This is a genomic window from Maribacter sp. LLG6340-A2 (genome assembly GCF_045057105.1).
Lineage (GTDB): Bacteria > Bacteroidota > Bacteroidia > Flavobacteriales > Flavobacteriaceae > Maribacter.
Genome location: NZ_CP159332.1, coordinates 2,555,672 through 2,570,319, shown reverse-complemented (window position 1 = coordinate 2,570,319; position 14,648 = coordinate 2,555,672). Strand labels below are relative to the sequence as shown.

Below are 14,648 nucleotides of genomic sequence, written 5' to 3'. Positions count from 1 at the left end.
TTTTTTATTCGGTAATTTTAAATTGTTCTAACCCCTCTGTTTTCAATGAAAGCCCCATCCCATACTTATTATCATTCAATTGCAACATTCCATTTTTTGCTATTGCCTCTCCATCAAAAATGTACCAAAACAATTCATTACCTACTTCTATTTCTGTTTTTGGAAAATACTCAGCCATTGGGCAAGCAAATGAACTCATTACTACATGTAAATTATGCATTTGGCCGCCGTGTGGAATTACGTCTATACCATGATTATGAGCCATGTTGCATATTTTTTGTGCAGCTGTAAAACCACCTACCCTATTAGTATCAAATTGAAAAATATCTAAAGCATCTGCCATTATTAAATCATGAAATCCATAGCGTGAATATTCGTGCTCGCCTCCTGAAAGAGGTATATCCGTATTACTTTTTAATTTAGCAAAATTCTGAATTTCATCTGGCAGTAATAATTCTTCTACCCAACGCAGATTAAATGGTTCCAAAGCCTTTAAAAAACGACTGGCGTATGAATAATCAAAACCCATATAAGCCTCTACCATAACATCGATATCATCGCCTACTGTATCACGAACTACTTTTACCATTTCAATATTTTTTCTCATACCAGATAAACCATCTGTAAGGGGGTAACCACATCTAAGTTTCATCCCTTTAAAACCTTGAGCTTTATAATAGGCCGCTTCTTTTTGTAAACTATCTAAATTTCGAGTATATAGCCTACTATAGTATGTATTTATATGCTTTTTGGTTCTGCCACCTAATAACATAAAAATTGGCTGCTCGGTAACTTTACCTTTTATATCCCATAAGGCAATATCCAATGCACTTATTGCAGCCATTACAACTCCTTTTCTACCATAAGCAACTGTAGAGCGATACATTTTCTCAAACAAATACTCTGTATTTAAAGGGTTCTCACCTATTAATAGTTTTGACAGTTTGGCATCTATTATTTGTTTTGTAATATCTGGCGCAAGACCTGCATTGCCTATTCCAACACATCCTTCATCTGTTTCGATTTCAACGACTAACCAACTAAAAAAACGAAATGGCGCTTGTAAATCTTCTTGAAACGGTAGAGGACTTAATGGTGTTGCAAAAATGGTATCGCTAGTTTTTACAGGCCCTTTCCATTCGTACAGTTTAGTTTTTATACTTTTAATTTTCATATTATTTCTATATGATTTAGTGAAACGAATACAATTCTTAGAGCAGATAAGAAACTCTGCTCTAAGCATTTTAATTTTTTATGTTTTGTGGTTTGGGAACAAGAAAAATGACTTACCAAGTGAATTGTAGCAGTGAAACACCTTGCCTTGGTAAATCAATTGGTAGTTTAATGGTACCATCTTTTACTTTTAGCCATTTTGGAGAAGTAATCAATTTTAATTGACCTTCTTTTTCTAGTTGACTAATTTGTTCTTCTGTTGGGTTTTGAGGTGATCCCATTTTTTTCCAAAGCTCGTAAGAATTGCTATTTTCCTTATCTACTCTATAGTGATTCATTAAAATTTCGCCATTTGGTAATCCTTTCAGGTTAACACTTATTTTTGCCGAATCGCCATCGATATTATCATCATGATAATTCCATATCATTACAGTTGCACCATTTTTATCCTTAGCGGCTAGGGCATTAATATCCGAGTTCGCACCTCTAACACTCTCATCGCGAATTTTTTTGAAATCATAAGCCAAATCTCCAGACACTTCAACCCTGTTACCTTTCATCATTCCAAACATTCTAAAAACATTTAAAACAGGTTTATCCACTCCATTCGTTGCCATATCCCTAAATCCAGCATACCAAGGTTTGTCTTCAAACTCAAATCCCCAGGTAACTGCTCCTAATAAATTAACACCATAATGGTCTGCTAATTCATACTTTCTAGCAAAAGATGCAGCTGTATAACTTGAATACATTGTACCATTGCGGTAAGCGTTGTGTGGATAATCATCTTCTGAACAAGCAGCACAACCCTCTGGGTCAGATTCGCCAATTATAATAGGTAGGTCTTTTAAAGTTGGATAAGATGCCACTATTTTAAACCCGCTATCTAAATCCCTAAGCTGTGACCCCATATCCATTTGCACATGTCCGTCTACAACTTTTGGACTTCCTTTTGCATGAAACGTAATAAAATCTAAAGGAGAACCTTTTTCACCTGTAGCATAATTTTTTCCATTTATTACGTGATCCATAAACGTGCGAAAGAAATCTTCAGATTTATCCCATTCCGGTCCTGTAACTTCAGGTCCCCCTATTTTTGCCGTAGGCAATGCCCGCTTAACCGCATCGGCAGTATAATCATACAGTTTTATATACTGTTTTGTTGTACCTCTCCAATACCCAATATTTGGTTCGTTCCAAAGTTCCCAATACCAACTTTCAACTTCCTCTTTCCCATAGCGTTCAACAGAATGTAACACCCACTGATAAACTAATTCAGCCCATTTTTTATAATTTTTGGGAGGATATGCCCAACCAGTGAAAATATCATCATAATCTGCTCCTGGCTTCCAGAAATGCCTGTAAGGTTCTGGTTTACTGGACAATGCCTTAGGCATAAAACCTATTTGTGCCATTGGCTTCATACCTCTTTCAATATAAGTATCAAATATTTTATCTATGATTTTCCAATCGTAAATAGGATTTCCTTTATCATCTTCCGTATACATGTTAGTAGAACCCCATTTTAGTGCAGCTCTTGGCCCATCATCTGTCACCATTAAACTATGTGCACGAACATAAACCGGCACCGAACTTAAATCAGCAATTTCAGATAGTAGTTTTTTACCATCTTTCATATATGTATAATTTGGTTCATCATAACCCCACCAAGCCCATATAGGATTCATTGGTCCTTTTTCTTTTTCAAAATCTACATTTATTAAAGTTGATTTTGATATTTGCTGGCTATATATTGAAAGGGTAAAGAATAAATTAAGTGCTAAAATGAATATAATCTTAAAATTTATTTTTTTCATTTGAATAATTTCATTTGTTAACTTTCTCAAGGGCTCTCCTTGGTTTGGTCATTTTATAATTTGGTGTGATTATTTAACTTTTATTATTTTATTAGTATCCTGGGTTTTGTACCAACTCTAAATTTCTACCCAATTGTATAGATGGTAAAGGAAAAAGTTTGTGCTTTTCTTCTGCTGCCATAGCTCCATTTTCTTGAGCACTACTAATAAATTTATTATGCCTTAGTAAATCGTCCCGGTAATGCCCTTCTCCGGCAAATTCTCGTTTGTACTCTAATAATAACGCCTCCCTAAATTCAGCTTGATTTAACCCAGTTAAATCTGGATAAGTACTTTCTGGCTGTTCAAAAGAAGTCCCTACTGCTCTAGCTCTTCTTCTTACAGCATTAATTGCATCATAAGCCGCTGTATTTGGCCCATTATTGCTTTCATTAATTGCCTCTGCATAGGTTAATAACATATCAGCGTAGCGAATAATTGGAAAATTCACCCCTTCATGCAAATTTCCAGATGAGAAATCTATACGATGGTACTTTACCAAAAAAGGAGCATACATATCAACCGTATCTTGAACCAAATTATCCGAACTAACACTGTTATTATAATAGTATGGCATTTTGTTTCTCATGGTCCACCACTTTCTATATGTATCAGGAGTTGCATTGAAAAAATTTTCTTCTACTTGAAAAATTACCACATCCTTAAGAGAATGAAACAATATATTCTTACCATCAGGTGTGTTTTGGGCAGGAGGCCCTGCTAAGTAAATAAACCTTGTTTGATAAATTTGAGAATTAAGATTTCCATTCCCTCCGGTTTGTATAGAAAATATTTGTTCAGACCCATTATGAAAATCAGGATTACGTATATTTTCATAGTCTGCTAATAATGAAAAACCACTCATATCTATTACTTTTTTCGCCTCTTCAGCAGCTGCAGTCCAATTTTGTTGCTGGGCATAAACTTTAGCCAATAGAGCTGTCGCAGACGCATATGAAGCTTTTCCGATATTATGGTTACCAGAATCGAACGGACTCAAATCACTTTGCGCATCTTTTAAATCTAAAATTATTTGGCTGTAAACTTCCTCTACCGAATTTCTGGGCTTATTTGCCTCACTAAGATCCGAAGTTGTAGTTGTATATAACGGTACCCCTCCAAATAATTTTACAAGATTAAAATAAATAAAAGCCCTTAAAAATTTCGCCTCACCTATTAATCTTGATTTTGCATCATCCGAAATTGATGAAATTAAAACTTTGTCAATAAGTGTATTGGCTCTGTTTATAGCATTGTAGTTATCATTCCATTCGGTGCTTAATTCAAGTGCATCTGCCGTCCACGAAAAAGTATTCCATTCGTTATCTACTCCTGACCTATCCCCTGATCCATTCGCAGACCCACCACCTTTTAGTGTAAACGAGGTAACGTCATTTAAAGTTGTCCATATTCCATCTCGATAGATATCGGCACCAAGCAAAAGACTATAAACACCATTTAAGGCCAATTGCGCTTGATCTTCCGTACTATAAAATTCATCAATATTAACTTGACTGTAAATCTGTTCTTCTAAGTCTGAGCAGCTATTTATACCTAAAGTTATAGCAATCGCATATAGCGATAATCGTATATTTTTCATCCTAAAAAAGTATTTTATCATGATTGTATATTTTTGTTTTCTTAAAATTTAAGTGCAACGTTAAATCTATATGTTCTAGATGGTGGATACCCAAAACGATCCATTCCGCGTGTAGAATTGCTATTGCCGAATGCATTTACTTCTGGATCATAACCCGTATATTTAGTAAATACGGCCAAGTTGTCTACACCTATTGATAAATGAGCACTTTTTAGCACATCGAATATTTTAGGTAGTTCATATCCTAAAGTCACATTCTGGATTCGCAAAAAGGATCCATCTTCAATTAATTTTGAAAATACCCTTACCGGATTAGTTGCTCCTGCTGAATTATATTCGCCGTCAGGATTACTGGCACTCCATGCATCTAGTCTTTTTGCAGACACCCCTAAGCCATCCCAAGTAGTTTGTTGAGATGATAAGTTAAGGACATCATTTCCTTGCTCACCATACATGAAAATATGTAAACTTAGGTTCTTGTATTTAAAATCATTGGTAAATCCAAAACTATAATCTGGGTTAGGATTTCCAAGAAAAACGTCATCGTTTTCCGTATCATAAGTACCATCACCATTTACATCTTTATATCTTATATCACCTGGTTTTGCTGAAGGCATAGTACCTATTGCATCTATTTCTTCTTGTGACTGCCATATTCCTTCATATACTGAGCCATAGAATTCCCCAACAGAACGACCAGGGGTCAATCTAACTGTATGCTTACCATGAGGTGTTACATTACCTCCACCAACCCAACCGGCATTAATGAAAGGTGCACCGCCTAAGGATAAAATTTCATTCTTATTAAATGCTATATTAAAATTAGTTTTCCAACTAAAATCACCATCGAAATTCACACTATTTATATCAAATTCTAACCCTTTGTTCAACATAGATCCGGTATTTTTTAGTACACTACCAAAACCCGTTTGAGAAGGTATTGGCACACTAAGTAGAAGGTCTGTCGTTTCTTTTCGGTAATAATCAAAAGCCATTCCCAGCCTACCTTCAAAAAAGCCCACATCTAACCCCACATTGTATTCACTGGTTTTTTCCCAACTTAAATCTGGGTTGGCAATATTGTTAGGATAAGCGATAGGATAGTTTGAGTTTCCATAAATATATGAGGACCTTCTACCAAATGATGTTCCTAATAAGGATAGTGATCTATAAGAACCAATATCCTCATTACCCGTTTTACCATAACTGGCCCTTAGTTTTAACTGATTGAAAATATCCATTTTTTGAATGAACTTTTCATCTGCCAATGACCATCCTACAGAAACAGAAGGGAAATAACCATACTTATTATTAGCCCCAAATTTAGATGAACCATCAGCTCTTATAGAGGCAGCCAAATAATATTTATCGAGAAAAGAATAGTTAGCTCTACCTAAATAAGAAACCAGTTCCCATTCAGATTTACTACTTCCTGGGGCTTGAACGCTGCTTCCTAAACCAAGATTATTATAGAGAAAGTCATCCATTGGAAAACCATAAGAAGAAGCATCAATTCTTTCATTTGAGTTTCTTTGATAGGTATAACCACCTAAAAGTGTTATTCTATGATTTTCATTTATAGTAGTATTATAAGTTAAAATATTAGCTTGGCTAATATTAATATTCTTCATACTTGCCTGTCTAGCTTTACCATTTGCTCCACCAGAAGCTTCTGAACCAATGGGAAAGTATTCGTGATAACGCCAATCATTAATATCAAACCCAAATTTTAAATTCAAATTCAACCCATTTAAAATGCTATAATCTGCATATACATTACCTATAATACGTCCAGTATTTTCTACTTGTTTGTATTTATCGGTCATTGTCAATGGGTTTTCTCTGCCACCACCTAATACATAGTCTGCTAATGAAGTAGGAATACCAGCATCATCTCTTGCTGGAATTGTTGGTGGAGCTTCATAAATGGCATCTATAACATTGGAAACTCCCTCATAACCCTTTGTATCCGTAGGAACAACTGAATTATTTGAAATACTAAATAAAATACTTTCTCCAACTTTTAAGCGGTCACTGATTTGCGAATCAATATTTATAGTTGTACCATATCTTTTAAAATCAGAACCAGTTATTATACCTTCTTGTTCAGATATATTCTGTGAAATAAGATATCTCACTTTTTCCCCACCACCAGAAAATGATAGTTTATAAGTATTTAGTTGAGCTGTTCTATATACTTCATCTTGCCAATCTGTACCAGTGCCAAAACCAGCTATTTCTTCATCTGTATATACATTTTGTTGCCCTAATAATACCGCTCTTTGGTTTGCTTGTTGTGCCCATTGGGTAGCATTTAAAAATGGAAGCTTGTTACTTAATTCTGCAATACCAGAAGAATATTCAACATTTATAGATTGCTGGTTTACTCTACCTCTTTTCGTAGTTATCAACACCACACCATTAGCGGCCCGAGAGCCATAAATAGCCGCCGCTGAAGCATCTTTTAAAATTTGTATGGATGCTATGTCAGATGGATCTATTGAATTAAGTGGGTTAGGTGGTGCACCATAGGTGCCTGCGTCACCACTGCGACCTGTAGAAAGGTTCGTGGTAATTGGCATACCATCTATGACATATAATGGTGCGCCACCAGCCGAAATTGAAGCAGTACCTCTTACACGCACCGAAATACCCCCGCCAGGCGCATACGAGTTATTTCTAACCTGTACACCTGAAACTTTTCCCTTTAGCGCTTCATCAGGTCTTGAAATTGATGCTTTTTCTATGTCATTATCCGATATAGAACTAATTGACCCAGTAACATCACGTTTTTGCATTGTTCCATAACCAACCACAACAACTTCATCTAATGATTGGGCATCTTCTTCTAAACTAACATCAATAACGGACTTTTTGTTCACCTTTACTTCTAAAGCCTTAAAACCTATGTAACTAAATATTATAGTTTGATTTTCATCAACATTTCTTAATACATAGTTGCCATCAAAGTCAGTAGTTGTACCGTTATTTGAATTTTTTACTACAACGCTAGCACCTGGAAGAGGTGTACCGTTTTGATCAGTAACCGTTCCTGAAATATCTGATACTTGGGCACTAATTTGCTCCCTGCCATAACCAAAAACTGCTGTATTATAAAGCAGCGCTACTAGTAAAATTAAATTGCAGGCTAGCCGTAACTTAAACCTGAATAAATAAAGGAATCGGTATTTCCTTGTGATCGAATTATTTTTCATATTTTTAAAGTGTATTAATGGTTAATTAATTAATCATTTGAATCAAACGGGATATGGTGAAGCATATCCCGTTCTCTTCACTAACAAGCGAAACTTAAACTAAACTAACTCAACTTCTTCTACCATATATTTGGGTTTTAGGTTTGTATATTTTCTAATCATTGTATCCGTTACGTTAAAATAATAGTATCCATTAATTCCATTATTGATAAATAATACTGTGTTGTAAAAATTAAGCGATTGAATTACGTAAGGCATTATTTTCAACTACTCAATATTTACATGTTAATTGTTCGTATTTCACAATAAAAAGCTATTGATAATGACAATAGTACAAAAAATTATTTATATTCAACATTGTTTCATTAAATTATTTTTTGTTTCATTTAATTACATATGGTTTCATTATATTACCTTTGCGTTTCATATATTTCGTTTTAATACCTATGATGGTCTAAATAACTTAGGGATATAGGAATTTTGAAAGCCTAAATCAAATTCTGTAAGAGGAATAAATTGGTAAAATAAAATATTAGGTAAGGAAGCTTATATTAGGACATTGTAATTACACTAATAATAGGTTTTTATATTAACTTATAACGAACACTAAGAATAACTGGATATGCCCACTATTGAATCTAAAAACAAAAAACAAAATTTAATAGGTCTTCATATAAAACAATTGAGAATTTCTCAGAAAAGAACAGTTCAAGATTTAGCAGACCAAAGCGAACTTTCTAAAAGTATGATTTCAAAAATTGAAAACAATAAAGCCTTGCCTTCAATTGCTGCTTTGGTAAAAATTGCTTCAGCTTTAGGAGTTAAAGTAAGTGATTTAATGGAGGCTAATGCTACTATTAGTTCCGAAATGACATTAGCCAAAGAGGTTCAGGGTAACCTCTCACAAACTAAAAAAGGGTACATGATTTTTCCCTTTGCACCTAATGTTAGAAACAAAAAAATGCAGCCTTTTATTTTCACCGCCGTAAAGGGTGAAGTCAAAAGACATTCACTAACCCATGACGGCGAAGAGTTTTTATATGTTTTAGAAGGTTCCTTAAAAATAAAAGTTGGTGATGTTGAATACTTATTAAATGTAGGTGATAGTTTATATTTTAATTCGTTAGAACCCCATGGCATTATGCCTGAATCTGATTATGTGATGTATTTAGATATTTTTGTTTAAATGATACGTACTGTATTATCTAAAAAAAATTGAAACTTGCTATCAAAGAATTAAGTTCTTTCTCAAAAAGTCATTAGAGTTGAATTTTCCACTTCATTATAGACAGAGTCAATATATTTTGACACATGCTTTAAACCAATTTAAAACGATTGTTTTTAGGTAAGGATTAATACTACCATTTAAAAGATTCACAAAACACAAAACAAAGGACCTGGTAATAGTTGGTCCAGTTTAGTTTGGAGGTAGACATATTCGTTACTTCCACATAAATTTATAGAGCATATTTTATTTGCAGTTGATAATGGTTGTTGCTGCCAAAATTATTGAGAAAAATAGCCTCAACAAATTTGCAAGACTAATCATCTATAAAATTAATAAAAACCAATACTGGCAGAGCAAACCACACACCTACATTATCTTTTTCAGTACTGGTAATACCAAACATCAACAAATCAATTATATTACTATAAAATTTCAGAGCCTATTAGTCCATTTATCACGTCCCCTCTCCAGGCGGCAAAGTCCACCCCTATTGGCAAATGTTTCTCATTACTTTATTTGTCTATACTAACTAAAAAAGGACAAAATCATATACTTAACATTGAGGCGAGTATATGACCTCTACTGATATCGTGAACTATTTAATATGCAACTACTACACTAGACTAAACCTAAGACCTGTAAACATGGGTAAAGCACTTGTTCAAGAAAATTACTTGAAAAAGAAGACAGGTGGTTCAACTGTGTATTATGTAGAGAAATCATATAACTAAAAGTACCCTCCCTACCCTCCTTTAGTGAATTTAAAAAAAGGAGGGTAGGGAGGGTAAAAAAGTTAGTTGTGTTCTGTTAGATACCATGGTTAAACATGATTAGCTAGGGTAGACCCCTACCCAAACTTAAATAAGCAACGGGTAGGCATCGGGTAGGCGCCTACCCTAATTAAATAGTCTAAGGGTAGGTATTTGGGTAGATGTTATGGTTAAACAGGGTTGTCACCAACCCCTATCTAGGTAGGCAATAGGGTAGGCAATAGGGTAGGCAAAGGAAAGTATTAAATTCTATATCCTGCAAGAAATAAACATAAGCAGACTGCGTATACTAATTCAAAGATTAATCACTCTTACCACTTACAAACAGAATCACATATTATATCAAACCTCATACCACTTATACCAAAACTCATCAAAAAGTTCGTTCCCTGTTTTCTCATTAGGTAGTTGGTCCTTTAATTGCTCTAAGTTCAAATACCTATAACCTAGCTTTTCAAAATTATATAGAGCCTTATCTTGATGCTCCTTGATTGCACCAATTTCGCTTGGTGAAGGAAATTTATAAATTGGTTTAGGATTTCCTTTTTCCAAGTTCCAAAGGAAATGTACAATTCCGTTTGAAAGAATTATGAATTGTGCACTAACTGTCTTTGCGTATTTTCTAGCTTGTTCTTTTGCAACAAGTGGATGAAGACTTTCTTTCTTTGCTTCTAAAACGCAAATTGGTTTATTGTTGCTGTCAACAAGTAAAAAGTCTAAAGAACCAGACTTGACTTTTTCAAAATCGTTTCCCTAAGCGTCAACTTCAGTTTGGGTGATTTTTACGTGATTTTCAAGTAAGATATTCGCAGAACCTTGCTCATTGTCAAAAAACCTCCATTCCGCTTCTTCGAGCAGTTGGTTGATTTTTATTCTTGCATGAGCTTCATTTTTCATTCTTTTAAATCGGTTGAGCGTTGGCTAAAATAGCTCTTTTGTTTTTTTTAGCGTTGGATTTGTGTTGGCAAAAATGTATTGCATTGAACCTATTCAAATTGGGAACTGAATAATGTATGATTATAGAAAACGTCACAAACTTGACAATATCAGGGGAAGTTAAGGACTAATATACCTATTTCTCGTGAATTTAAAATTTCAACACTTGATTAATAGATATTAAAGGTCTAAATCCGAAAACATTCGTACAATTGTTCGTACATATTAAAAATGAAAAACCCTAGCCGATTGATTAACAATCTACTAGGGAATTTCTCCGTTGGCCCACAAGGACTCGAACCTTGAATGACGGTACCAAAAACCGGAGTGTTACCATTACACCATGGGCCAATACCTTCTAAGAGGCTGCAAATTTAAAACAAAGTTTCGTTTCACCAAATATTTTTTACGGTAAAAATTAAAAACATCAAATTACACCCCTGTTAAAGGTTTATAAAAATAGTTTATAGTTATCTATATTAATTAGTAAATTCGCCACTTAGGTTTAACCCAAGTTTCATGTTTTCAAAGAACTATCACAAGTGGGACATCATATTAGGATGGTCCGTGTTTTTTATTGCTCTCATCACTTATTATATTACCGTAGAACCCACCAATAGTTTTTGGGATGCAGGTGAATATATTGCTACAGCGGCAAAACTTCAGGTAGGTCATCCACCGGGTGCACCATTGTTGCAAATGATCGGTGCATTTTTTGCCATGTTTGCCTTAGAGCCAAGCAAAGTAGCTATGATGGTAAATTTAGTTTCAGGCGTTTCCAGTGCCTTTACCATTTTGTTCATGTTTTGGACTATTACGAACATCACTAGAAAATTGATAGATAAGGACGGCCCTTTTACCAACAGTAAGGCAATAGCTGTCTTTGGAAGTGCCATAGTTGGATCTTTAGCCTTTACTTTTTCAGATAGTTTCTGGTTCAATGCCGTAGAAACCGAGGTATATGCCATGGCAAGTTTTATTATGGCCCTGCTATTATGGTTAGGTTTAAAATGGACGGATAACCTGGACGATCCACGCGGTAACAGATGGATCATTTTAATCTCTTTTGTAGTTGGACTTACTTTTGGTATTCAGTTTATGGGATTCTTGGCCATACCCTCTATAGGGCTTTTATATTATTTTAAAACGTATAAAAAAACAACCGTAAAGAATTTCTTGCTTGCCAATATTGTGGTCATTGCCATATTAATGCTTGTTTACAAGTTTTCGTTAACGTATGTCTTAAAATTATTTGGCTGGGGAGAAGTATTCTTCATCAACAGCATAGGACTTCCTTTTAATTCAGGGTCAATAATTATTGGTTTATTGTTTATTGCCGCCTTTTATTTTGGGCTGAATTATACCAGAAAGAACAATTATAGAACGGCTAATACCATTGTACTGTGCCTTATGTTCTTATTTCTTGGGTTTTCCTCATGGCTCATGCTTCCTATTCGTGCAAATGCCAATGTAGTGATCAATGAAAACAACCCAGAAGATGCCAGGGCATTATTAGCTTATTATAATAGGGAACAATACCCAGGTGTAGACAGTCCTGTGTATGGCTCTTATTATTCAGACATGTTTGCTCCACCGGGGGAAGACCAAGACGGTAAGCCTAAATATGAGAAGGATTATGGCTTGGGCAAATATATTATCGTTAATAAATACAAGAATGCTGTACAAGGGCCCAACCCTGATCACCAAGGCCTGTTGCCCAGAATGTGGAGCCCACAGAATGCAGAGAACTATATGCGTTATTTTGGGGCTTTGGATTTTAAGGTAACCCAACCCAGTCAAGAACTAAGGCAGGCAGCCCAACAAGTTAAGACAGGTTTTGCCAATGGGGAAATTGGCGCTGATCAATACATAAGTTTCCTTAAAAGGTTTGACGAGTATATAGAAGTACAGCCACCAACACTTTGGGAGAATATTGAGTATATGATAGAGTTTCAATTCAACTATATGTACTTGCGCTATTTCATGTGGAACTTTGTTGGTAAACAAAATGATGTTCAGGGCCGCTATAATGACAACGGAAACTGGTTGAGCGGCATCAACTTTATAGATAGTATAAGACTTGGAAGTCAGGACAATTTACCAAGCGATATTAAAAATAATCCGGGAAGAAACACCTATTTTTTCCTCCCGTTACTTTTGGGGATTATCGGTATTGTCTTTCAAGTTTCTAGGGACAAAAAACAGTTCTGGGTTCTTATGATTTTCTTTCTCTTTACCGGACTGGCCATACAATTTTATACCAATCCAGGTATATTTCAACCAAGAGAGAGAGATTATTCTTTAGTGGGCTCATTCTACGTTTTTGCTCTGTGGATCGGTTTAGGGGTCTATGGCCTTTATGATGGATTTAAGGACTGGTTAACCCCAAAGATACTAGCACCCGTTGTGGTAATTGTATGCTTACTTGCCGTACCAACGGTTATGGCGGTACAAAATTGGGACGATCACGATCGATCAAATAGGTTTACAGCAAATAGTACGGCAAAAGCTTATTTAGACTCGTGTCAAGAAGATGTGGGGGCTATACTTTTTACTATTGGGGATAATGACACCTTCCCTATTTGGTATGCCCAGGAAATTGAAAATTACAGAACAGATGTGCGCATAGTCTGCACCAGTCTTTTTGAAACGGATTGGTATGTGGATCAAATGAAGAAAAAGGCATATGAAAGCGACCCTATACCTTCTCAAATTTCACATGAAAAATACAGAACAGGTTCAAGAGATGTTCTGTACCATCAGGGAATTACAGAGAATAGATGGCCTATAAAAGATTTTATCAATTGGATTGATAGCGATAAGCCACGAACCAAACTTAAGTACCTCTTTGAACAAAATGGAGCAGATTTAAGTCAGTATTCAGAAGACACACAAAATATGGTTTACTACCCAACAAATAAAATAAGGGTACCCGTAAACAAACAGAATGTCTTAAGCTCAGGCCTTGTTAGAGAGAAAGATGCAGATCAGATCGTAGATTTTATTGATATTGATCTTCCAGGAGCTATTACAAAGAAGAGTATGATGATGCTTGACATTCTTGCCAATAACGACTGGAAACGCCCACTATATTTTTCTGGTGGTAGTTTTGATGACGCAGAGTACCTTTGGATGAAAGACTATCTTCAGCTAGATGGCCTAGCCTATAAATTGGTGCCCATACGTACAGAGAGGCCAAATGCTTTTGAACTAGGAAGAATAGATACCGATGTCATGTATGACATTGTCAAAAAATGGGAATGGGGAAATGCCGGAGGCGACATTTACCATGATACACAAACCCGTATACAAAGTGTATCATTTAGAGGAAATCTTGCACGGTTGATGGAAGCGTTGATCAAAGAAAACAAGATTGACAAAGCCAAGGAAATCATTGAAATATCCTTAAATAATATGCCAGTGGACAAATTTGGCTACTACACTTTAATAGAACCATTTATAGATGGGTACTATAAGGTAGGCGAAAGCAAGAAGGGATATAAGCTCTTTGAGGTCTTAAAGAAAAAGTATCAAGAAAGATTGGAGTATTATGCATCTACCAATGTGGATGAGCAGTATAGTAACATCGATGATATTATCGCGGATATGGAAGCTTACCGAAGAAATATCGATATTATTATTCAGAATGATACCGAAGAATTGGCAGAAAAGGAAACCTTGATATTCAATGAATACATAGATAAATTTCAACATTTCTATAAAGACGAAGACAGCATGGAATTTTTAGAGGAAACTATGCAGCCTGATCCAGATATGACCGATACCCTGCCCGTCTCTGACACCATATTACCGGACAATACCAAGACAGATGCATTGGAAGACACGGTTAATTTAAGCATACAACAATAA

General features: G+C 35.2%; 7 protein-coding genes, 1 tRNA gene and 1 pseudogene. 2 read left to right on the top strand and 7 right to left on the bottom strand.

Annotated elements, in window-relative coordinates; genetic code table 11:
* Nucleotides 1-4: 4 nt before the first annotated feature.
* The 4 genes from ABVM52_RS10750 to ABVM52_RS10735 all read right to left on the bottom strand — a co-directional run bounded on the left by ABVM52_RS10750 (nt 5) and on the right by ABVM52_RS10735 (nt 7,844).
* A complete protein-coding gene (locus tag ABVM52_RS10750) occupies nt 5-1,243 on the bottom strand; it encodes an enolase C-terminal domain-like protein (protein WP_405380345.1) in 1,239 nt (412 codons plus the stop codon).
* A 43-nt stretch (nt 1,244-1,286) separates the two neighbouring features.
* Nucleotides 1,287-2,990, bottom strand: a complete 1,704-nt coding sequence (locus ABVM52_RS10745; RefSeq protein ID WP_405380343.1) for a GH39 family glycosyl hydrolase — start codon at nt 2,988-2,990, stop codon at nt 1,287-1,289.
* 91 nt (nt 2,991-3,081) lie between these two features.
* Complete coding sequence (locus ABVM52_RS10740; protein WP_405380341.1) at nt 3,082-4,629, bottom strand: RagB/SusD family nutrient uptake outer membrane protein; 1,548 nt, start codon at nt 4,627-4,629, stop codon at nt 3,082-3,084.
* 41 nt (nt 4,630-4,670) lie between these two features.
* Entirely contained in the window at nt 4,671-7,844 is a 3,174-nt protein-coding gene (locus ABVM52_RS10735) for a SusC/RagA family TonB-linked outer membrane protein (protein WP_405380339.1), read from the bottom strand.
* Nucleotides 7,845-8,466: 622 nt separating this feature from the next.
* Between ABVM52_RS10735 and ABVM52_RS10730 the strand changes: the two genes are divergently transcribed.
* The gene (locus tag ABVM52_RS10730; RefSeq protein ID WP_405380337.1) at nt 8,467-9,030 is read left to right on the top strand and encodes a helix-turn-helix domain-containing protein; all 564 of its coding nucleotides are present in this window, start codon (nt 8,467-8,469) and stop codon (nt 9,028-9,030) included.
* Between the two features lie 1,154 nt (nt 9,031-10,184).
* Here the strand turns inward: ABVM52_RS10730 and ABVM52_RS10725 are convergent.
* The 3 genes and pseudogenes from ABVM52_RS10725 to ABVM52_RS10715 form a co-directional block, all read right to left on the bottom strand.
* A pseudogene (locus ABVM52_RS10725) lies at nt 10,185-10,562 on the bottom strand (type I restriction enzyme HsdR N-terminal domain-containing protein); the annotation flags it as partial.
* Nucleotides 10,563-10,595: 33 nt separating this feature from the next.
* A complete protein-coding gene (locus ABVM52_RS10720) occupies nt 10,596-10,739 on the bottom strand; it encodes a hypothetical protein (RefSeq protein WP_405380335.1) in 144 nt (47 codons plus the stop codon).
* A 319-nt stretch (nt 10,740-11,058) separates the two neighbouring features.
* Nucleotides 11,059-11,129 (bottom strand) — tRNA-Gln (locus tag ABVM52_RS10715).
* Nucleotides 11,130-11,297: 168 nt separating this feature from the next.
* Between ABVM52_RS10715 and ABVM52_RS10710 the strand changes: the two genes are divergently transcribed.
* Nucleotides 11,298-14,648 (top strand): DUF2723 domain-containing protein, encoded by a 3,351-nt coding sequence (locus tag ABVM52_RS10710; RefSeq protein ID WP_405380333.1) that lies wholly within the window; start codon nt 11,298-11,300, stop codon nt 14,646-14,648.

Coding starts and splice junctions, on each gene's coding strand:
- ABVM52_RS10710 (WP_405380333.1), top strand. CDS start 11,298: ATGTTTTCAAAGAACTATCACAAGTGGGACATCATATTAGGATGGTCC.
- ABVM52_RS10735 (WP_405380339.1), bottom strand. CDS start 7,844: ATGAAAAATAATTCGATCACAAGGAAATACCGATTCCTTTATTTATTC.
- ABVM52_RS10720 (WP_405380335.1), bottom strand. CDS start 10,739: ATGAAAAATGAAGCTCATGCAAGAATAAAAATCAACCAACTGCTCGAA.
- ABVM52_RS10730 (WP_405380337.1), top strand. CDS start 8,467: ATGCCCACTATTGAATCTAAAAACAAAAAACAAAATTTAATAGGTCTT.
- ABVM52_RS10745 (WP_405380343.1), bottom strand. CDS start 2,990: ATGAAAAAAATAAATTTTAAGATTATATTCATTTTAGCACTTAATTTA.
- ABVM52_RS10740 (WP_405380341.1), bottom strand. CDS start 4,629: ATGAAAAATATACGATTATCGCTATATGCGATTGCTATAACTTTAGGT.
- ABVM52_RS10750 (WP_405380345.1), bottom strand. CDS start 1,243: ATGCTTAGAGCAGAGTTTCTTATCTGCTCTAAGAATTGTATTCGTTTC.